This is a genomic window from Clostridium sp. YIM B02555 (assembly GCF_022320955.1).
Lineage (GTDB): Bacteria > Bacillota > Clostridia > Clostridiales > Clostridiaceae > Clostridium > Clostridium saccharoperbutylacetonicum.
Map to the genome: position 1 here is coordinate 185,509 of NZ_JAKJJY010000001.1, position 23,084 is coordinate 208,592.

Sequence of the window (23,084 nt, forward strand, 5' to 3'; positions counted from 1 at the left end):
TTGATGCTTTCTAAAAAAATAGCTGAAGTAGGAAATCCAATAATATATATTTTTTTATCTTTAGCGATTAGTTGTATTTCTTATGGAATATTTGAAGAATTTAGAGGGCTTACAATTTTTATTGTAGCCTTCTTTTTTATATCCATATTATATTATTGTGGTATTGAATTTACAGGTTTTATGATTGCTTTTTTTATTTTGGGATTTTTTTTGAATTATTCCTATTACAAAGTTCAAATTAATGTAACAGGGGAAGTAAGAATAATTCAAAAGAGTCAATATAATATTGTGGGGAATTATGGAGGAAAAAATATTACAATAGAAACTAATAATAAAGATTGTAACATTGGAGAAATATACAATATTACGGGTAAACTTGAGAAGGTACAAGATAAAATTAATGGGATTGTTGGAATAGTTAAGCCTGAAAGAATGGATAAAACTAATGGAGATTTCATCACTAAACTTTATGATTTTAAGAGAAAAATATATGTAAGACTAGAAGATAATTTAGGGAAAAGAAAAGCAGGGTTAATATCATCAATTGCTTTTGGTTATTCTGATAATTTGGATTTTGAAGATAAAGATGATATGAAGACTTTAGGAATTATTCATAGTATAAGTGTTTCGGGATTGCATGTAGTTATAGTATATGGATTTTTAAGAATTTTTATGGGATGTAAGTTTGGACTATTAGGAACTATGCTTTACGTTATATTTACAGGGAGTAATTATTCTTGCTTAAGAGCCTTTGTAATGCTTGCATGTGTTGAGGGGGGGAAGATTTTAAAAAGAAATAACAGTTCCATTTCTGCATTATGTTTTTCAGCTACAATTTTAATTTTATATCAACCTTTCAGTATTTTTAATATTTCTCTTCATTTATCTTATCTAGCTACTTTGGGCATAGTTATGTTTAATAAGAAAATTAATGATTTATTATATAAATTGCATAACAAATTGAGAACATCTTTGAGTTTAACTTTAAGTGCTCAAGTTTTTTCATTGCCATATTTAATTTTAATATTTAAAGATTTCTCAGCAAATTTTATTGTTGGTAATTTGATATTAGTTCCTGTAGTTGACCTTATGGTTATTACAGGAAACATATTGCCTCTGGTATATATATTTCCAAAGTTATTTGATTTCTGCAGCTATTTAAATCTTATTATCATAGAGATATTTGATTGGTTAGTAGATATTATAAGTATAATTTCATTACCAACAGTTTATGGAAATGAAAATATAGTTTTTGTGTACTTAGCTTCATTAATGAGTTTCTATTTTGTTAAAAAAGGCTATAGAAAATTTATTTATCTTCCTTTTCTATGTATTTTTACAGCATTAATTCAAATTTATAGCCCTATTCCTAATATTAAATACTATAAAGAAGGAGCTCTTTTGGTTTCTTATAAGTGGGAAAGATTACTTATGGTTAATAAGAGTCAGGTTGATATGAAAAGACTCTTGAAAATTACCTTTGCAACAAAAGCTTATAGAAAAGAAGGAAAAATAGTTATAAGTGGAATAGGTAATATAAAAACACAAGGAAATAATTATGTATTGGAAACATTTAATAAAAAGTATCTATTAAAAATGTCAAATGGTGAAAAGGAATTAAAAGAATATGATATAATTAATTTTAAAGATGGAGTTATAAATGAAATATTTATAATCAATGGAAGTGTAATTTAAAGCACATTGAGTTATTATTAAATATACTTTAATATATATGTTGTAAAAATAATTATTCATTGCCAATCTCAAAAATTATATAGCAATTCTAGTTATAATTGAGCGTTGAATATTGTTAATTACAATATATATATAAATTAGGAATTGTTGCAGGAGAGGAAAATAAATTTGATTAACTATGATGTTTATGAACAAGAAATTTTAAAAGGAAATATTAAAAATGGATATGTATTTTGTGGATTAGATGAAGAGTTTATTAAAGATGGAATAGATTTAATAGTAAAAAAAGAAGTGCCAGAAGAATTTAAGGAACTTAATTTAATTCGAATAGATGGTATGAATACAAATTATGATGAAATTATGAATGCCTGTGAAACAATGCCTTTTATGGGGGATAAGAAAGTAGTTATTATTTATAGAGCGAATTTTTTGCAAGATAAAAGTGATTCTTCAGGTACTAAAATATATAATGAAATTAAAAATTATGTATCTGATTTGCCTCCATATACAATTTTGATAATGTATTATTTATTAAATGATAAAAGAGATAGACCCAATAAGAACAAAAAACTAGCTACTTTAGGAAAGTTTTTACATGTTGTTCACTTTGATAAACTTAAGAAAGATAAGTATATAAAAAAAGTAGAAGGGGTATTTAAAGAAAAAGGAAAGCAAATTGGAAGAGTGGAATTGGCATATTTTTGTGAAAAGGTGCAGAATAACTTTGATATTATAAAAAGAGAAGCTGATAAACTTATAAATTATTGTAATGATAGAGAAATAAAAAAGGCAGATATTGATTTGCTTATGGCTTCTTCTAGTGAAGATGATGTTTTTGATCTAGTAGAATTAATAGCTATTAAAAAAATTGATAAAGCTATAGATATTATGAAGGAAATTTTGTATAAATCTGATCAACATATGCTCATAATTAGCTCAATTCAAAAACATTTTCTAAGATTATATGAAATTAAGCTGAAATTAGCTAAAGGCAAAAGAGTTGATGATTTTGTGGCAGAATATAGGCTTCCGCAGTTTGTATGTGAAAAATTAATTAGTCAAACTAGTAGGTTTAGCGAAAGACAATTGGCTGAATTGGTTAGATTATGTGTTAGCACGGAAACGAAATTGAAATCCACAGGAATAGACAAAACTATGGAGATGGAATTTCTTCTTATTAATACTTTGATGGTAAAAAAATAATAAATAAAAATGCTCAGTTATGAATATAACTGGGTATTTTTATTTATTATGAAGATAAAAATAACCCATCTATATTAGATGGGCTTTAAGATTATGCCATAGCGTGTAACTTAGCAGCTAATCTTGATTTCTTTCTAGCAGCCATGTTCTTATGTACTACACCTTTAGTAGCAGCCATGTCTAATGACTTAACAACTGCAGTGTAAAGAACTTTAGCATCTTCGTTATTCTTAGCTTCTAATGCAGCTTCAAATTTCTTTATAGCAGTCTTTAAAGCAGATTTGATCATTCTGTTCTTTAAAGTCTTAGTTTCAGTAACCTTAATTCTCTTTTTTGCTGATTTAATATTTGCCATTCTTAATTCACCCCCTTAAATTTTTATAGGGTCTCTTGCAGTTTTTGGGGAAATCTGCGTACGAGTTCATATTCAACAAACCTTATTATAACATCAGAACTTATGTAATTCAAGTATTAAATTCAAAGAAAAAGGAAAAATAAGACTGAATAAATTTATAACGAGGTGTTATTATGATAAATGTTAGAACAGATTTGGTCCTTGAAGCAAGAGAATTATATAAAGAAAGTCATAAAGGTGAAAAAGACTTAGATGGAATTGAAGTAATAGAAGAGAGCGAAGATGATATTAGCGTAACTACAGTTAAAGTTAAAAATGAAGATGGAGCTCAAAAGATAGGAAAACCAAAAGGGGATTATATAACTATTGATATTCCTAGCTTTACTGCATATGATGGAGATACTATGGATAGAGTATCTAAAGTGCTGGCAGAAGTTTTAGAACGATTGATTAAAGTAGATGTTAAAAAGAATGCATTAATTGTAGGACTTGGAAATTGGCAGGTTACGCCAGATGCTTTAGGTCCAAAAGTTGCAGAAAAAATCATGGTAACAAGACATTTACAAACAGTAATGCCAGAAGCAATAGATGATTCTGTAAGACCTGTTTCTTCAATAGCACCTGGAGTATTGGGGATAACAGGAATTGAAACTGTTGAAATAATTAAAGGGGTTGTGGAAAAAACTAAGCCGGAGTTAGTAATTTGTGTAGATGCTTTGGCAGCAAGAAAAGTTCAGAGAGTCAATGCTACAATTCAAATTTCTAATACAGGAATTTCGCCAGGTGCAGGAGTGGGGAATAATAGAAAACAAATTAATGAAGAAAATTTGGGCGTAAAAGTAATTGCTATTGGAGTTCCTACAGTAGTAGATGCAATCACGATTGCTAATGATACCATAGATTTGGTAATAGATTCACTAATAAAGAATTCTTCAAGCGGAACTGATTTCTATAAGATGCTAAAATCTATTGATAAAAATGAGAAAGAAAGATTAATAAAGGAAGTAATATCTTCAGAAACGAGTGGAGATATGATAGTTACACCTAAAGATATAGATTTAGTTATTAACTCATTATCAAAAATAATTGCTAATGGAATTAATATGGCTGTACAACCAAATATGGAGATGGAAGAAATAAATAAGTTTATGGGATGATTTTGCAGTTCACAGCTTACAGTTAGAAGATAAATTTTGGCAGTTTACAGTTTACGGTGCACAATTTTCAGTTGAAAGATAAATTCCTTCGGAATTTACTGAATGGGGATGTACACTCTTAATTAGAACTTATATATTTTAATAAGTATTTTAATTGATCAATAAAATCCAATTAATCTTTGCACTTAAAGTTAGAATAATTATGTAAATTTCATAATATACATATAAAAGTGTGGAGGTGAGATGAGGATGATATATATGGGCAGAGGAGGAAATAAAGGTGAAACTAGTAAGCTGTTAAAAGTAAAAGAAAATGTTAATATGGGATTTATAGTGATCGTATTAATTGCAAGCATATTATTTATAAGGCTTGGAACCGTACTTACAAATAATAAAGAAAGAGGGGCCTTTGCTTATGTTCAATTATTAAATCTAGGAATGCCGATAATTGAGTCTCAAGTTTACGATGAGGGGACTTATGCTGAAAATAAACTTTCGCTAAAAAATGTTTGTCTTCAAGTATTGGGCGTAGATAATATTACCTATAAGGGAATACTTCAAAGTGAAATTTCTTATTTAAATAGTGTTGAATATAAGGGATCTCAACCAACATTTATATTCAATCCATTTCAAATAAGTGAAGATAGTATTTCAAAATTGCCATCTAATGGCGATAGTAAAAATACAAAAATTTATGATCCTAGCTTAAAAAAGCAGTTAGATCAATCAAAACCTGAGGTATTAATATATCATAGTCATACTACTGAAAATTACAGTGCAACAGAACAGGATAGTTTAGATGAGAACACAAATGTTGTTGGAGTTGGTGATGTTCTTGCCAATGAACTTCAAGAGAATTATGGTATTTCTGTAATACATGATAAGACTAATCATAGTGTTTCTTATAATGACAGTTATACAAGATCAGGAGAAACGGTTGATAAATATTTGCAAAAATATGGAGACTTTAAAATGATTATAGATTTGCATAGAGATTCATTAGATGATAAGTCAGCGACAACAACAGAAGTTTATGGCATGAGTGCAGCTAAAATAATGTTTGTAAATGCTGAGAACAGTACAAGATACGCAAAAAATAAAGAGCTTACAGAAAAAGTGTTTAATAAGACCTCAGAGTTATTTCCGAATTTACCGATAAAAATATTAACCTATCATAGAGGGAAAAATGCATTTAATCAAAGCAAAAGTGATGGATGTTTACTTTTTGAAATAGGCGCTAATAAGAATACTCCAGAAGAATCAAAAGTTACAGCACAGTGTATGGCAAGAGTAATTGCAGAAATCATAAACAAAAAGTGAGTAAAAAATAATAGATATATTAAAATCATGAGTTTAAATGAAAGAAATTTCAAAAGAAACTCATGATTTTTCGGAGCAGTAGATAGTTTTTTTGTAAAAATAAAACTATCTACTGTTTTTTAGCTTATCCTTCCAAATAAAATGCATGTATAATGTTTGATTTTTTACTTTATTTAGATAGGTAATTTGAATTAATAATCTTTATACAATCTTTATACAAATTAGCAAAGTTTAATCCAATCTTTATGTTATAAGGAGTATTATTCAGATATGGAAATTGAATATTAAAGGAGGAAGGATAATGTTGGATGTCATATTTTTCGCATTATTAATTATAGGATTTTGCTCTGTAAAATTTTTTGCTAATTGGTGTGAGAAACAAGTAAATAAATAAAAGAAATAATTGGGGGAATGTATATGTGGATGTTAATTGGAATTATAGTTTTACTTTTTGGATATTTAAGTTATGCACTATTTAATCCAGAAAAATTTTAATTATTAAAAGTAAAGCAGGAGGAATAATTTATGGAATGGATACAAATAATAATAACTTTATTACTTTTTGTACTAATAGTAGTGCCACTTGGAAAATATTTATATTTTGTTAGTACTGGTGAGAAAATATTTGTGGACAAGTTTTTTGATCCAATAGATAACTTTATTTATAAAATATGCAGAATAAACAAAACTGAAGAAATGAATTGGAAGGAGTATGTGTTTTCTATTATAACCGTTAATGCTGTTATGGTATTTATAGGATATATAATCCTTAGAACTCAGGGATTTCTATTTTTAAATCCAAATAAAATAGATGGAATGGAGCAAAGCTTATCCTTTAACACAATTATAAGTTTTATGACAAACACAAATCTTCAAGATTACAGTGGAGAATCTGGACTTTCTCATTTAAGCCAAATGATAGTTATTATTTTTATGATGTTTACATCAGCAGCAACAGGTTTTGCAGCAGCACTTGCTTTTATGAGAGGAATAATTGGGAAAAAAGGAATGGGAAACTTTTTTGTAGATGTAACAAGAATTATAACAAGAGTTTTATTACCATTTTCAATAATAATAGGAATTATTTTAGTAAGTCAAGGAGTACCACAAACCTTATCAGGAACTAAAACAGTTACTACAATAGAAGGAAAAATGCAGGATATAGCAATGGGACCTGTAGCAGCACTTGAAGCAATAAAGCACATAGGAACTAATGGTGGTGGTTTCTTTGGTGCTAATTCAGCGCATCCTTTTGAAAATCCTACACCTTTATCAAATTTAATTGAATTACTTTCTATGATGATGCTTCCAGGTGCATTAGTTTATACTTTTGGGTTAATGCTTAAAAATAAGAAGCAAGGATGGACAATATTTGCTGCAATGGCAGGAATATTTATTATTGCATTACCAATATGTTATTTTGCAGAAAAAGCAGGTAACCCAGTTTTAGCCCATGTCGGATTAAGCCAAGCTATGGGAAATATGGAAGGTAAAGAAGTAAGATTTGGAATAGCACAGTCATCATTATTTACTACGGTTACTACAGCTTTTACAACAGGAACTGTTAATAATATGCATGATTCATTAACACCACTTGGTGGGGCAGTAGCATTAATGAACATGATGCTTAATGTTATATTTGGTGGAAAAGGCGTAGGTTTTATGAACATGATAATGTATGCAATTCTTACAGTTTTTCTATGTGGACTTATGGTTGGAAGAACGCCAGAATTTTTATCGAAGAAGCTTGAAGGTAAAGAAATTAAATTAATAGCTCTAGCTATAATCATTCATCCGTTTTTAATATTAATGTTTTCAGCCTTGGCTTTAATTACTCCTCAAGGATTAGCAGGTATATCGAATCCAGGATTTCATGGTTTAAGCCAAATAGTTTATCAATTTACATCATCAGCCGCCAATAATGGTTCTGGATTTGAAGGAATGGCTGATAATACACTATTTTGGAATACTACAACTGGAATAGTTATGTTTTTGGGAAGATATTTATCAATTATAATTCTTCTTTCAGTAGCGGGATCACTAGCAGCTAAAAGAACTATACCACAAACAACAGGAACTTTTAGGACAGATAATACAATGTTTGCAGTAACATTGATTGCTATTGTTTTAATAATTGGAGCATTAACATTTTTACCAGCATTAGCGCTTGGACCAGTAGCGGAACATTTAACATTGTGGCATTGATACCAAAACCTTGATTATTATGATATTGAAGACAAGGAGAATAATAATATGAGTAATGAAAAGAGAGAATCTAAATTTATTACAAAAGAAATATTAAATGAAGCAATTATAGAATCTTTTAAAAAACTTAATCCAAAATATATGATAAAGAATCCAGTAATGTTTGTAGTTGAAGTAGGATTTGTTATAACCTTATTGCTTACATTTTTACCAAGCTTATTCGGAGATAAAGGGAACAACCTACAAGTATACAATTTTATTGTGGCAGTAATACTCTTTATAACAGTACTTTTTGCAAATTTTGCTGAAGCAGTGGCAGAAGGACGTGGAAAAGCTCAAGCTGAAAATTTAAAGAAAATGCGTAAAGATACTGTAGCTAAACTTTTAAATCCCGATGGAACCACAAAAACTATAAATGCTAATGAATTAAAAAAAGGAGATATAGTTTTAGTTGAAAATGGAGAGATAATTCCAAATGACGGTGAAGTTATTGATGGAATAGCATCTGTAGATGAATCAGCTATAACAGGTGAATCAGCACCTGTTATGAAGGAACGTGGAGGAGATTTTGCATCAGTTACGGGAGGAACAAAGGTCGTAAGTGACTGGCTAAAAATTGAAATAACAGCAACTCCAGGTGAATCCTTCTTAGATAAAATGATTTCACTTGTAGAAGGGGCATCAAGACAAAAAACTCCAAATGAAATTGCACTTAATACAGTACTTGTGAGTTTAACAATTATATTTCTCATAGTAATAGTTGCGTTATATCCAATGGCTCAATATTCTGGCGTTTCAATTTACACTTCAACTTTAATTGCACTTTTGGTTTGTTTAATACCTACAACCATCGGAGGGTTATTATCGGCTATTGGAATTGCTGGAATGGATAGAGTTACAAAATTTAATGTTATTGCTATGTCAGGTAAAGCAGTAGAAGCTTGTGGAGATGTTGATACAATGCTTCTTGATAAGACAGGAACAATAACCTTTGGTAATAGGCTTGCAGCTGAATTTATACCAGTTGGTAATTCAGATAAAGTAGAACTTATAAATTATTCAGTAATATGTTCTTTAAAAGATGATACGCCAGAAGGAAAATCAATAGTTGATCTTGGTAAAAAGAGTGGAACAACAGTTAATGACGAAGAATATAAAAATCTAGATTTTATTGAATTTACAGCTCAAACAAGAATGAGTGGATTGGATCTGCCAAATGGTTTAAAGGTGAGAAAAGGAGCTGCTGATGCCATAAAAAATAGAATAAAAGAACTTGGCGGAGATATTCCAAAGGACTTAGACGACGCCGTAAATGGAGTTTCAAAATTAGGTGGAACACCTCTTGTGGTTTGTGTTAATGAAAAAGCATATGGTGTTATATATCTTAAGGATACTGTTAAGCCAGGTCTAGTAGAAAGATTTCAAAGACTTAGAGAAATTGGAATAAAAACAGTTATGTGTACAGGAGACAACCCTTTGACAGCAGCAACAATTGCTAAAGAAGCTGGAGTAGATGAATTCATAGCTGAATGTAAGCCAGAAGATAAAATTGCTGCAATTAAAAAAGAGCAAGAACAAGGTAAGCTTGTAGCAATGACTGGAGATGGAACTAATGATGCACCAGCTCTAGCGCAGGCAGATGTAGGACTTGCTATGAATAGCGGAACTACAGCGGCTAAAGAAGCAGCGAACATGGTGGATTTAGATTCTGATCCAACAAAGATTCTTGAAGTAGTTGAAATAGGTAAGCAGCTTTTAATTACAAGAGGAGCTTTAACAACTTTTAGTATAGCTAATGATGTGGCTAAATATTTTGCAATTATTCCAGCTATTTTTACAGTGGCTATACCTGAAATGCAGGTTATGAATGTAATGGGGCTTTCGACACCATATAGTGCTATATTATCAGCACTTATATTCAATGCAATAATAATACCATTACTTATTCCAATAGCTATGAAGGGTGTAAAGTACAAACCTATGAAAGCAGAAACTATGCTTCTCAGAAATATGCTTATTTTTGGAGGTGGGGGAGTGCTTGTTCCATTTATAGGAATCAAAATAATTGATATTATTATCACTCCTCTAGTTAGGATTCTCAATATAGGAATATAATCAGTTATGCACATATAAAAAGAGCAGCTATGCTGCAATACGAAACTTAAAAGATTTAAGAGTTATGAGTTTGTGTAGGTCGATGGAAAAGGAGAGTTTTATATGAAATTAATTAAAAAATCTATTTTAATAAGTATTACATTTATGATACTTTGTGGACTTGTATATCCTCTTTTAATGACTGGGATAAGTCAATTGTTATTTAATAAACAGGCAAATGGGAGTATGATTGTAGCTGATGGAAAGGAAGTTGGCTCAGAGCTTATAGGACAAAATGTTACAGATCCAAGATTTTTTAGAGGAAGAGTTTCTGGCATAAATTACAACACTTATACAGATGCAGATACAAAACCAGATGAAAGTGGAAAGGCAGCATATGCTGGAGTGGCTTCGGGATCTCAAAATTTAGCGCCCTCTAATGATGCCCTTAAGGAAAGGGTTGAAAAAGATATTAATGATTTTTTAGAAGCTAATCCAAGTGTTAAAAAGGAAGATATTCCAACAGATTTACTTACAAGTTCAGGTTCGGGGCTTGACCCAGAGATAAGTCCTGAAGCAGCAATAATTCAAGTACCAGCAGTTTCAAAAGCGTCTGGAATAAGTGAAGCTGAGCTTCATAAAATAGTGGATAAATACACAGTAGGCAGAAGCTTAGGGGTATTCGGAGAACCAAGGGTTAATGTATTAAAAATTAACGTTGAAATAGCTTCTCTTTTAAATAAAAAGTAAATTGAGTTCTATGCTCAATTTACTTTCTTAAAAGGAGGCGATTACTATGAAAAGAATCTTTTTTTTGTTCACATTTTTTATAATGGGTATTTCAATAGTTGGTTGTGATAATGATCCATATGCAGGGAAATATAAAACTTTCAATAATACTATTTTAGAACTAAGCTCAAATGGAAGGTGTAAGATGATTAATAATTTTTATAAGGAATCGTTTTATACTTATGGTAAATATACAATAAATAATAATGAATTAGAAATAACTTTTGACAAGGATAAAGAAAATTATTTAAGAGTTGAATCTTTGAAAGGAAAAGTTAAAGGATGTAATATAGAATTTTACGATTATTTGGGAAAAGGAAAAGAGTGTACTTATTCTAAATTGTGATAGTGCAAACTGATGCTGATTAATATATAATTTAATAGAATGAATATAAAATTAAAGGAATGTTAGGAGTGATTTAAATAGATACATATGAAAGACCAAATCCAGATTATCTTTTAAATCAAATAAAAAAAGAAGAAGGCGAATCTTCTAAAAAAGGGAAATTAAAAATATTTTTTGGTTATGCAGCAGGGGTAGGGAAAAGTTATACTATGCTTATGGAAGCTCATGATATGAAAAAAATGGGTAAGGATATCGTGATTGGTTATATAGAACCTCATGCCAGGCCAGAAACTATGGCTTTAGTAAATGGAATTGAAGACATAGGTGTTAAAGTTATTGAGTACAAAGGAATAACTTTGAAAGAATTTGATTTAGATAAAGCTATTGCTAGAAAACCGCAGATAATATTAGTTGATGAACTAGCTCATACCAATGCTAGTACTGAACGGCATAGAAAAAGATGGCAGGATATAGAAGAACTTTTAGAGGCTGGAATAGATGTTTATACAACTTTAAATGTTCAGCACATCGAGAGTTTAAATGATATAGTTGAAAGTATAACACATATTGCTGTAAGAGAAACGATTCCAGACAAAGTGTTTGATGAAGCTGATAAAGTAGAATTAATTGATATTGAACCAACGGAACTGCTTAATCGATTTAGTGAAGGAAAAGTTTACAGCAAAGAACAGACAAGAAAAGCTTTTGATAATTTTTTTACTAAAAATAATTTGTTTGCTCTTAGAGAAATTGCATTAAGAAGAACTGCTGATAGAGTAAATTATGAAGTTGAAAGTGTAAGATTAGCAAAAGGCCAGGTAACTGTAATCCCAACCTCTGATGTTGTACTTGCCTGTATTTCTTCATCACCTTCGTCTTTGAGAGTTATAAGAACAGCAACAAGAATGGCTGAAGCTCATCATTCAAAGTGGATAGCACTTTATGTCGAAACAACGAAATCTCAAAATTTAAGTAAGGAAGATAGAGAAAGGCTTAATTCTCATTTTAATTTAGCAGAGCAATTAGGAGGAGAAGTAGTAACAGCATATGGTGATAATACTGTTGAACAAATAATTCAATATGCAAAATTTCGTAATGCAACTAAAATAATTATAGGCAAAAATCATAAAAAACCAAATAATTTATTTCATTTTTATGCAAAAGACATAGTTGATAAACTTATGGAATCGAATTCGTATATAGATGTGTATGTTGTACCAAATTCTTCTTCTGATAAACAAAAAAAGTTTAATATAAAAAAAAATAGACAAAAATTTAATATATCAAGCAGAGAAATTTTAATATCTATTTTTATTATGATAATTACTACAATAATTTCATTATTTATTGATTATTTTGGTTTTAGTGATGCGAATGTTATAATGCTTTTTATATTAGGGGTTATTATTGTAAATATTAAAACTAGAGGATATATTTTAGGATTTATTTGTTCAATTATTAGTATATTTTTATTCAATTATCTTTTTACCGAACCAAGATATTCCTTAGAGGTATATGACAAAAGTAATTTAGCAACCTTTCCTATAATGTTAATTGTAACATTTATAATTGGTACGCTTACAAATAAGATTCAAAGAGAAGCTATTAATTCTTCCCAAAGAGAAAATAGAACAAGAAATTTATATAGAGTAAGTAAAAAATTATTAAGTGCAACTGGCACTGTGGATGTTGTTGGAATAGGAATAAAATATTTATCACGTTTATTGGAGAAAACTGTTATTTGTTATTTGGTGCAGGATAATAAACTTTCAACTCCATTTATTTATACAGCTACTAGAGGCGAAAAAGATAGAACTTTATTAAATAAGGATGAAGAAGCGGTAGCACATTGGACATTTTTAAATGATAAGGAGTCTGGAGCTGGGACTAATACATTTCATGGTGCAAAAGCATATTATATGCCATTGAAAAGTCATGGAAAAATATTAGGAGTATTAGGTGTCTCTTGTGTTAATGGAAGCCTAGAACCTGAACAAAAATATGTATTTGAAACAGTTGCTAGCCAAATTTATATTGCATTAGATAGAGAAATATTAGCTGAGACTCAAAAGAAATCAAGTTTGGAAATTGAAAGTGAAAGACTTAGAAGTAACTTACTACGATCAATTTCACATGATTTAAGAAGTCCTCTTGCGGGAATTAAAGGTTCTGTAAGCACTATAATAGAAACAGGGGAATTTTTATCAGAGAAAACTAAGGGAGAATTGCTTCAAAGTGTTTATGAAGATACTGAATGGCTTATAAGACTAGTAGAAAACCTTCTCAGTATGACAAGACTTGATGGTGGAGGTTTGAAAATTAAGAAAGAAATGGAAATAGTAGAAGAAGTGGTGTATGAAGCAGTTCAGAGGACTTCAAAACATTTTAAAGAACACAAAATAAAGGTTATGGTACCAGATGAAGTAATAATGGTGCCAATGGATGGAAGTTTGATTGAGCAAGTACTTCTTAATTTACTTGATAATGCTATTAAATTTACGCCTAAGGATTCTTTAATTGAAATAAAAGTTTATGAGGAGAATAATAACATTATGTTTGAGGTAATAGATAATGGTCCTGGAGTAGCAGAAGATATATTACCACATATCTTTGATATATTTTTTACTGATGGATATAAGATAAGTGATTCAAGAAGAGGGGTTGGATTAGGACTTGCAATTTGTAAATCTATAGTTGAAGCACATGGAGGAGAGATTTGTGCTTATAATGAAAATGGAGCTGTTTTTAAATTCAATATTCCAAAGGAGGAGGAGAAGCTTTAATGGAGAGCAAACAATATATTCTTGTTGTTGAAGATGATAAACCAATAAGAAATTTTATAACTACGTCTTTAAAGGCACAAGGATTTAATTATATAGAAACAGAGAAGGGAATAGAAGCTATTGCTCTTTCAATGTCACATAAACCTGATTTGATAATTTTAGATTTAGGACTTCCAGACATTGACGGTATTGAGGTGGTTAAGCAAGTAAGAGAGTGGTCTAAAGTTCCAATAATAATTGTTTCAGCAAGAGAAAATGAAAGACAAAAAATAGAAGCCTTGGATAAAGGTGCAGATGATTACTTAACTAAACCATTTGGTATAGGTGAGTTATTAGCTAGAATCAGAGTTTCATTAAGACATAGTGCTATAAGTAATAATGAAAATGAAAGTACAGGCATATTTAATGTTAAGGGCTTAGTAGTTGATTTTGATAAAAGAAAAGTAACTATAAATAACGAGGAAATACATCTAACTCCAATAGAATATAAAATAATGGCTCTTCTTTGCAAGTACTCTGGAAAAGTATTAACCCATAATTTTATAATTAAGGAAATTTGGGCTTCATCAACAGGAAGTGAAACACAATCTCTTAGGGTATTTATGGCGAGCCTTAGAAGAAAAATAGAAAAGAACCCTGCTGATCCTCAGTATATTTTTACAGAGGTTGGAGTTGGATATAGGTTAGTAGATGAATAATTATTTGAAAGATATATTATAAATACAGTCTGAAGAACGATAAATTCTTTGGACTGTTTTAAGTATATAGTAAAGTAAATAATCAATTTATGAATAATAATATTATATAAGGCAAGAATTAAAATACAAATTTAATTATCAAAGGGTGTTTTAATATTGAAGAAAACTTTTAAAGGATACATCTTAAGAAAGTTGCTATTTAGTATTTTTGTATTTGCAATTATTTTAACTGGAATAATCAAAATAAATATAATTAATACTAAAGCCTTATCTCCACTTGGAAATACAAATGAAAATTATAAAATTGTAAGTGAAGAATTTGGTGAAGATTTCTCAAATTTCATTAAAGATAATTCATTTTTAAAGATTTATAAAGGATCGCAAAATGATATATTAATAAGATTAGGAAATAATGATTTCAGAATAAGTGATCAGTCAATTTTTATTAATAAAATGCAAGAAATATTTGAAAAGATAAGATTTTAAGTTGACATTTTTACGTTAATTATTAGCTCATTTAAAGTTTTAATAGCCTTTTCAAATAGTTGTATGTTATAATTTAGCTGATTTAATTATAACGGGGGTGAAAGAACTGTTTTAGTTTGTAAGGCAGTTATGCATATGAAAAGTGAAAGACAAAAACATATCCGAAATTTTTCAATAGTAGCACATATTGATCATGGTAAGTCAACCCTTGCGGATAGATTACTTGAAACTACAGGAACCTTAACTAAAAGGGAAATGGAAGAGCAAGTTCTAGATAATATGGAGATAGAAAAAGAAAGAGGAATTACAATCAAGTCTCAAGCAGCGAGACTTATATATAGAAGAGATGACGGAGAAGAATATATCCTTAATTTAATTGATACTCCAGGACACGTAGACTTTAACTATGAAGTTTCAAGAAGCTTAGCAGCTTGTGAAGGAGCAATACTTGTTGTTGATGCAACACAAGGAATTCAAGCTCAAACTTTAGCTAATTGTTACTTAGCTTTAGATAATGATCTAGAAATTGCACCAGTAATAAATAAGGTTGATTTGCCATCAGCAAGACCAGATGAAGTTAAAAAGGAAATTGAAGATATAATAGGGATTGAGGCAGAAAGTGCTCCAACTATATCTGCAAAAACTGGACTTAACATAGGTGATGTATTGGAATCTGTTGTTAAGAATATACCATCACCAGATGGAGATGAAGAAGCTCCATTAAAAGCATTAATTTTTGATTCTTATTATGACAGCTATAAAGGTGTTGTATGTATAGTAAGAGTTAAAGATGGAAGAGTAAAGATTGGAACTAAAATCAAATTAATGGCAAGTAATAAAGTATATGAAGTTACTGAAGTTGGTGTATTTACGCCTGGTGTACTTCCAATTGGTGAGTTGAGTGCAGGTGACGTTGGATATATAACAGCATCAATTAAAAATGTTAGAGATGCTAGAGTAGGTGATACTATTACAGAAGCTGACAGACCAACAAGCAAAGCTCTTCCAGGTTATAAACCTGCTATACCAATGGTTTATTCAGGAATATATCCAGTTGATGGAGCAAAATATGATGAACTTAGGGAAGCTTTAGAAAAACTACAAATCAATGATGCAGCATTAAGCTTTGAACCAGAAACATCTATTGCATTAGGCTTTGGATTTAGATGTGGTTTCTTAGGATTATTACATATGGAAATAATTCAAGAAAGAGTTGAAAGAGAATTTAACCTAGATATTATTACTACAGCACCATCTGTTATTTATAAAGTAATTAAAACTGATGGCGAAATGTTAGAAATAACAAACCCAACCAATTTACCACCTTTAACTGAGGTAGATTATATGGAGGAACCTGTAGTTAAGGCGTCTATAATAACTCCAAAGGATTATGTTGGAGCAGTTATGGAATTATGCCAAGATAGAAGAGGAACTTATATTGATATGCAATACATAGAAGAAACTAGAGCAGTTGTAAACTATGATATTCCATTAAATGAGATAATATATGATTTTTTTGACACATTGAAGTCTAGAACTAGAGGATATGCATCTTTAGATTATGAATTCAAGGGATATACAAGAACTAAGCTAGTTAAGTTAGACATTTTACTAAATGGTGATATAGTTGATGCCTTATCTATGATAGTTCCAGATGAGAGAGCATACCATAAGGGAAGAGGAATAGCAGAAAAGTTAAAGGAAATTATTCCAAGACAATTATTTGAAATTCCAATTCAAGCAGCAGTAGGAGCTAAAATTATAGCAAGAGAAACTGTAAAGGCTATGAGAAAAGACGTATTAGCTAAATGTTATGGTGGGGATATTTCTAGAAAGAAGAAATTACTTGAAAAGCAAAAAGAAGGAAAGAAGAGAATGAGACAGGTTGGATCTGTAGAAGTTCCACAAGAAGCATTTATGGCAGTCTTAAAAGTAGATTAAATATTAAAATAAGTATATTATTTTTTAAGAATTATTTGTATAATATTAATTGTATATATTGTAAAAAAGAATTGTTGAAAACTTGATGATTTTCAAAGGAAATTAGCCTTCACTGATCATTGAGTATTGAACTGGGATAATTGCATTATATATAAGTATTATACAAATAATTTTTTTGGTAGAAAGCTAGGAGGGATTTGTGTGTTTTTAAATGAGTTAAATAAAAATGAAGGAATTGCATTTATGCAATTAGTTAGGTATCTTGCAAATTCAGATAATACTTTTGCAAAAGAAGAGAAAAACCTATATGAAGATTACCTAAAAGAATTAGGAATATCTGAAGGTGAAATAAAAGAGCTGGATTTAAATGAAGTATATACAACTTTAAACAATTCTACTCAAAGAAACAAGAACATAGTTTATTTTGAATTGATTGGGCTTGCACTTATTGATGGAGAATATCAAGAAAGTGAAGTTGAAGTTTTAGAAGAAATTGGTGGGAAATTAGATATATCACGTAGCAAAAGAATAGCATTTGCTAATTATTTCTATAACTTCGTTGATGTATATGGCTTTTCTGTTGTTGATGCAGAAAGTAAAATTAATTTGTTAAGGGAACAAGCAGAAAAGTTATTAGCATAAAATCCCCTGTACCTTATATTAAAATATCTAATTAAATTGTTTAAAAACTTCACTATATTGATAAAGTGAAGTTTTTATTTTTATAATATAATTTTATAAATGAAGTGACTAAGTGTAATTTTTATAAACACAAATGAGTTGAACAAAGTTTAGAAGTGGAGGAATTGCTATGGACTGTGTAAAATCAGTAGAAATGCAAGAAAAAGAGGATCTAGATTCGCCAAAAATGAAGAGGTATCTAGATAGTGATATGAAAGAAATATCTTTATATATACATATACCTTTTTGTAAGCAGAAATGTCTTTATTGTGATTTTTCATCTTATTCTGGAAAAGAAAAGTTGATGGACGAATATGTTAAAGCATTAAATGAAGAAATAATGCAGAAAGGAAAAGATTACATTATAAGTAGCATATTTATAGGAGGTGGAACTCCATCCTATTTAAAAGATTCCAATTTGGAAAGTTTATTGATTACTTTAAATGGATTAAGCTTAAAAAAAGAATTGGAATACACAGTGGAATGCAATCCGGGAACATTAGATGAGAATAAGTTGAAGCTTATGAAGAAATATAATGTTAATAGAATAAGTTTGGGGGTGCAATCTACCAAAAATTCACTTTTGAAGCGCATTGGAAGAATTCATAGTTATGAAGATTTTGAAAATAATTATTTATTGGCTAGAAAAATAGGATTTCAAAATATAAATGTAGACTTGATGTTTGGACTTCCAAACCAAACGGTTGAAGATTGGGAGGAATCATTAATAAAAATAGCAAAACTTAAGCCAGAACATATATCTGCATATAGCTTAATAGTAGAAGAAGGAACACCGTTTTACACTTTATATGAAGAAGATAAATTAAGTTTGCCTGAAGAAGAAGAAGAAAGAACTATGTATCTAACTACTAAAAAAATATTGAGTACATATGGTTATCATCAATATGAAATATCAAATTTTGCTCAGAGCGGAAAGGAGTGTTTCCATAATAAAGTTTATTGGAAATGCAATGAGTATTTGGGATTAGGAGTATCGGCTAGTTCATTTATAAATGAAAAGCGAAGTAAAAATATAGATAATATTGAAGAGTATATAGAAAGAATAAAAAAATATGAAAATATAATAGAAGAAATTCATGTCAATAATATAAAAGATGATATGGAAGAGTTTGTTTTTATGGGGTTAAGAATGGTTGAAGGGATACAGATAAATGAATTTAAGGAACTGTTTGGGAAAGACATTTACAAAGTTTTTGGAGAAGTAATTGAAAAAAATATTGAGAAAGAATTATTAATAAGTGATTCGGGTAAATTATATTTAAGTCCACGCGGAATTGAAGTGTCTAACTATGTGATGAGTGATTTTATTTTAGAGTAATGAAAAGGATGGACATAAAAGTTAAAAAGTAAAGTCTGTAGAAAATCGTAGTAATTAAGAGAATAGTCAAGATAAATTGATAAAATTTCATAATTATTAACTATAGGTAGCTAGAATAAAAATAAATGGAATTGACAAAAAACCATAGAAATAATATATTAAAAACATAGTCATTAGCACTCGATGTTGATGAGTGCTAACAAAAGAGGTGAGGTTATGAGTATTGATGACAGAAAAATAAAAATACTTCAAGCTATTATCAATGACTATATTCGTACAGGAGATCCTGTAGGGTCAAGAACTATTGCGAAAAATTACAATTTGGGTATTGGGTCTGCAACCATAAGAAATGAGATGGCTGACCTTGAAGAGTTGGGATACTTAGAACAACCTCATGCTTCCGCAGGAAGAATCCCTTCTAGTAAGGGCTATCGATTATATGTTGATCAACTTATGGATAATCAAAGACTCACAGTTGAAGAGGATTTAAAAATTAAGCAATATATAATTGATTCTGCTATGCTTGAAGTAGATAAAATAGTAAAGCAAACTAGTGCCCTATTATCAGAATTGACTAAATTAACTTGTGTAATTGAAACTCCATCAGTAAAAAAGAGTTTTATAAAATCAATTCAGCTTATTAAGGTTGATGATCACAATTTGGTTTCAGTATTTTTGACAGATACAGGACTTATAAAAAATCATATTATGAAGTTAAATCATGCAGTTCCAGACGTGCAAACATTACTTAGAATAAATCAAGTTATTAATAACAGATTAGTAAATCTTTCTATTCAAGAAATTAATTTAGAAGTTATTAATAATTTAAAAAAAGATTTAGGTGAATATGAAGAAATATTTAATGCTATATTACCTGTTTTGTACGAGACCTTAAATTTTGCTGATACAACAGAAGTATTTATGGAAGGAACAACAAATATATTTAACTATCCTGAATATAACGATATCGATAAGGCAAAAGAAATGCTGGCACTTCTTAATGATAAGGAGTCTCTAATGGAGTTATTTAGGCCGCAGGATGATATTACTGTAAGTATAGGGGATGAAAATTATGAGCCTCAAGCTAAGGATTGCAGTATAATATCTGCTGAATATTCTTTTGGAAATAGGCCAATTGGAAAGATAGGATTAATTGGTCCAAGAAGAATTAACTATTCAAAGGTTATAGCAATTATGTCCGAAGTAATAAAGGAACTTAATGCTATATTAAATAATCAAAAAATATAAGACTTAGGTTAGAATAGGAAGAGGTGTATTTCAAGATATATGGAAGAAAATAAAGAAATTATAAATGAAGAACTAAAAGAGGAAGAAAATGAAGTGCAAGGCACTGAAGAAGCAAATGTAAGTGAAAACACAGAAGCTGCTGAAGAAAATTCAGAAGATAGTGAAGCAAATAAATTAGAAGAGGAAAATAAGAAATTGCAAGAAGAATTAGATTCAACTAAGGATAGGCTTTTAAGATTAACAGCAGAATATGATAATTATAGAAAAAGAACTGTTAAAGAAAAAGAAGGAATATATAGTGATGCATATGTAGATGTATTAAAAGAAGTCATTCCTATTCTTGATAATTTAGAAAGAGCTGTTGCAGCTGATGGAAGCATAGAAGATTTGAAAAAAGGAATTGAAATGACAATAAAAGGTTGTGTAGATTCATTTGCAAAACTTGGAGTTGAAGAAATAGATACTTCGGGAGAATTTGATCCAAATCTTCATAATGCAGTTATGCATATAGAAGATGAAAACTTAGGTAAAAATGTAATTGCAGAAGTTTTCCAAAAAGGATATAAAAAAGATGATAAAATAATCAGACATACAATGGTTAAAGTAGCTAATTAAATTGAAATTTAAAATAAATAATGAAACTTTCAAATTAAAATAAACTAAAAAGAGTTTTAGGAGGAAAATATCATGGGAAAGATTATAGGAATTGATTTAGGAACAACAAATTCATGTGTAGCAGTTATGGAAGGTGGAGAACCAACAGTTATAGCTAACTCAGAAGGTGCTAGAACTACTCCTTCAGTTGTATCATTCCAAGCAAATGGGGAAAGATTAGTTGGTCAAGTAGCTAAAAGACAAGCAATTACTAATCCAGATAAAACAGTTATCTCAATAAAGAGGCATATGGGAACTAGTTACAAGGTTGATATAGATGATAAACAATATTCACCACAAGAAATTTCAGCTATGGTTCTTCAAAAAATTAAAGCTGATGCAGAAGCTTATTTAGGTGAAACAGTAACTCAAGCAGTTATTACTGTACCAGCATATTTTAATGATAGCCAAAGACAAGCAACTAAAGATGCAGGAAAGATTGCAGGTCTTGAAGTATTAAGAATAATAAATGAACCAACAGCAGCATCATTAGCTTATGGTTTAGATAAAATGGATTCAGCTCACAAAATATTAGTATATGACTTAGGTGGTGGTACTTTCGACGTATCTATCTTAGATTTAGGTGATGGAGTATTTGAAGTACTATCAACTAATGGAGATACTAAACTTGGTGGAGATGACTTTGATGAAAAGATCATGCACTATATTGCAGATACATTCAAAGCTGAAAATGGAATTGATTTAATGCAAGATAAGATGGCAGTTCAAAGATTAAAAGAAGCAGCTGAAAAAGCTAAAATTGAATTATCATCATCAATGCAAACAAATATTAACTTACCATTTATCACAGCAGATGCAACAGGTCCAAAGCATATTGATTTAACTTTAAGCAGAGCTAAATTTAATGAAATTACTCATGACTTAGTTGATAGAAGTATTGAACCAATGAAAAAAGCATTAGCGGATGCTAAGCTTTCATTAAGTGATATTGATAAGATAATCTTAGTTGGTGGATCAACAAGAATTCCAGCAGTAGTAGAAGCTGTTAAGAACTTTACAGGAAAAGAACCTTCTAAGGGAGTTAACCCAGATGAATGTGTTGCAGTTGGTGCAGCTATTCAAGCAGGTGTATTAACAGGAGAAGTTAAAGATGTAGTATTACTTGATGTTACTCCATTAACATTAGGAATTGAAACAGCAGGTGGAATTGCTACTCCATTAATCGAAAGAAACACAACTATTCCAACAAAGAAGAGCCAAGTATTCTCAACTGCTGCAGATAATCAAACATCAGTTGAAATCAATGTAGTTCAAGGTGAAAGACAAATGGCCATGGATAACAAGTCATTAGGAAGATTCACACTTTCAGGAATAGCTCCAGCACCAAGAGGAATTCCTCAAATCGAAGTAACATTTGATATAGATGCTAACGGTATAGTTAAAGTATCAGCGCTAGATAAAGGTACTGGTAAAGAAGCAAATATCACAATCACTGCTTCAACTAACTTAAGTGATGATGAAGTAGATAAGGCTGTAAAAGAAGCAGAAAAATTTGCTGAAGAAGACAAGAAGAGAAAAGAAAAAGTTGAAGTTTTAAATAATGCTGATCAAACAATCTATCAAATAGAAAAGACATTGGGTGAAGTTGGAGATAAAGCAACTGAAGATGAAAAGAATGCTGTTAAAGCTAAGATTGAAGACCTTAAGAAAATTAAAGATGGTGATGATATAGAAGCTATTAAAGCAGCAATTGAAGCAGTAAACCAATCATTCTATCCAATAGCTACTAAGATGTATCAACAAGCAGGTGGTGCAGAAGGTGGAGCAGGTTTTGATCCAAATGCAGCAGCAGGTGGAGCAGGAACTCAAGGTGCACAACATGATGATAATGTAGTAGATGCAGATTTTAAGGTTGATGAAGATAAATAAGATAATTAGGTTGTAATAAACGTTAATTATCAATATAATAGGATAGGGAAGGCAAGCTCGTCTTCCCTTTTCTAAAGTATAAATAAAATTCACATTTTTATAATATATTTGTATATTTATAATAGTGGGAAGGTATTATTTATACATTTATAATTAAAATTTAACTATGCAGTGTAACTTGTATTCAGTAAACTAACAGT

18 protein-coding genes are annotated in these 23,084 nt (G+C 29.9%); 17 read left to right on the top strand and 1 reads right to left on the bottom strand.

The window, feature by feature from the left end; all coding sequences use genetic code 11:
• Window positions 1–3 precede the first annotated feature (3 nt).
• Both L3B98_RS00820 and holA read left to right on the top strand, forming a co-directional pair.
• The gene (locus tag L3B98_RS00820) at window positions 4–1,695 is read left to right on the top strand and encodes a ComEC/Rec2 family competence protein (protein ID WP_238915180.1); all 1,692 of its coding nucleotides are present in this window, start codon (window positions 4–6) and stop codon (window positions 1,693–1,695) included.
• Window positions 1,696–1,863: 168 nt separating this feature from the next.
• Window positions 1,864–2,898: a DNA polymerase III subunit delta gene (gene holA / locus L3B98_RS00825; protein ID WP_238915181.1), complete on the top strand. Its 1,035-nt coding sequence runs from the start codon at window positions 1,864–1,866 to the stop codon at window positions 2,896–2,898.
• 91 nt (window positions 2,899–2,989) lie between these two features.
• Here the strand turns inward: holA and rpsT are convergent, their stop codons facing one another.
• The gene (gene rpsT / locus L3B98_RS00830; protein ID WP_238915182.1) at window positions 2,990–3,253 is read right to left on the bottom strand and encodes a 30S ribosomal protein S20; all 264 of its coding nucleotides are present in this window, start codon (window positions 3,251–3,253) and stop codon (window positions 2,990–2,992) included.
• Between the two features lie 173 nt (window positions 3,254–3,426).
• Between rpsT and gpr the strand changes: the two genes are divergently transcribed.
• From gpr to dnaK, 15 genes are all read left to right on the top strand, one after another.
• Entirely contained in the window at window positions 3,427–4,410 is a 984-nt protein-coding gene (gene gpr, locus L3B98_RS00835; RefSeq protein WP_238915183.1) for a GPR endopeptidase, read from the top strand.
• Between the two features lie 249 nt (window positions 4,411–4,659).
• The gene (locus L3B98_RS00840) at window positions 4,660–5,730 is read left to right on the top strand and encodes a stage II sporulation protein P (RefSeq protein WP_015391008.1); all 1,071 of its coding nucleotides are present in this window, start codon (window positions 4,660–4,662) and stop codon (window positions 5,728–5,730) included.
• A 525-nt stretch (window positions 5,731–6,255) separates the two neighbouring features.
• The gene (kdpA, locus tag L3B98_RS00845; RefSeq protein WP_238915184.1) at window positions 6,256–7,935 is read left to right on the top strand and encodes a potassium-transporting ATPase subunit KdpA; all 1,680 of its coding nucleotides are present in this window, start codon (window positions 6,256–6,258) and stop codon (window positions 7,933–7,935) included.
• Window positions 7,936–7,983: 48 nt separating this feature from the next.
• A complete protein-coding gene (gene kdpB / locus L3B98_RS00850) occupies window positions 7,984–10,050 on the top strand; it encodes a potassium-transporting ATPase subunit KdpB (protein WP_238915185.1) in 2,067 nt (688 codons plus the stop codon).
• A gap of 102 nt (window positions 10,051–10,152) precedes the next feature.
• Window positions 10,153–10,779: a K(+)-transporting ATPase subunit C gene (locus L3B98_RS00855; protein WP_238915186.1), complete on the top strand. Its 627-nt coding sequence runs from the start codon at window positions 10,153–10,155 to the stop codon at window positions 10,777–10,779.
• Between the two features lie 46 nt (window positions 10,780–10,825).
• Window positions 10,826–11,164 (top strand): hypothetical protein, encoded by a 339-nt coding sequence (locus L3B98_RS00860; protein WP_077360751.1) that lies wholly within the window; start codon window positions 10,826–10,828, stop codon window positions 11,162–11,164.
• A 77-nt stretch (window positions 11,165–11,241) separates the two neighbouring features.
• Window positions 11,242–13,947, top strand: a complete 2,706-nt coding sequence (locus L3B98_RS00865; RefSeq protein WP_238915635.1) for a sensor histidine kinase KdpD — start codon at window positions 11,242–11,244, stop codon at window positions 13,945–13,947.
• Window positions 13,947–14,645: a response regulator gene (locus L3B98_RS00870; RefSeq protein WP_238915187.1), complete on the top strand. Its 699-nt coding sequence runs from the start codon at window positions 13,947–13,949 to the stop codon at window positions 14,643–14,645. Before L3B98_RS00865 ends, L3B98_RS00870 begins: the two co-directional genes overlap by 1 nt.
• Before the next feature lie 156 nt (window positions 14,646–14,801).
• Window positions 14,802–15,131: a hypothetical protein gene (locus tag L3B98_RS00875; protein ID WP_015391015.1), complete on the top strand. Its 330-nt coding sequence runs from the start codon at window positions 14,802–14,804 to the stop codon at window positions 15,129–15,131.
• Window positions 15,132–15,266: 135 nt separating this feature from the next.
• A complete protein-coding gene (gene lepA, locus L3B98_RS00880; protein ID WP_077366749.1) occupies window positions 15,267–17,072 on the top strand; it encodes a translation elongation factor 4 in 1,806 nt (601 codons plus the stop codon).
• A gap of 201 nt (window positions 17,073–17,273) precedes the next feature.
• On the top strand, window positions 17,274–17,714 hold the full coding sequence (locus L3B98_RS00885) for a hypothetical protein (protein WP_238915188.1): 441 nt from the start codon (window positions 17,274–17,276) through the stop codon (window positions 17,712–17,714).
• 250 nt (window positions 17,715–17,964) lie between these two features.
• Complete coding sequence (gene hemW / locus L3B98_RS00890; protein ID WP_238915636.1) at window positions 17,965–19,092, top strand: radical SAM family heme chaperone HemW; 1,128 nt, start codon at window positions 17,965–17,967, stop codon at window positions 19,090–19,092.
• A 216-nt stretch (window positions 19,093–19,308) separates the two neighbouring features.
• Window positions 19,309–20,340: a heat-inducible transcriptional repressor HrcA gene (hrcA, locus tag L3B98_RS00895; RefSeq protein ID WP_015391019.1), complete on the top strand. Its 1,032-nt coding sequence runs from the start codon at window positions 19,309–19,311 to the stop codon at window positions 20,338–20,340.
• A gap of 39 nt (window positions 20,341–20,379) precedes the next feature.
• Window positions 20,380–20,955 carry a nucleotide exchange factor GrpE gene (gene grpE / locus L3B98_RS00900; protein ID WP_015391020.1) on the top strand — a complete coding sequence of 192 codons (576 nt, stop codon included), beginning with the start codon at window positions 20,380–20,382 and terminating at the stop codon, window positions 20,953–20,955.
• Between the two features lie 72 nt (window positions 20,956–21,027).
• Window positions 21,028–22,884 (top strand): molecular chaperone DnaK, encoded by a 1,857-nt coding sequence (gene dnaK, locus L3B98_RS00905; protein ID WP_015391021.1) that lies wholly within the window; start codon window positions 21,028–21,030, stop codon window positions 22,882–22,884.
• Window positions 22,885–23,084: the final 200 nt, after the last annotated feature.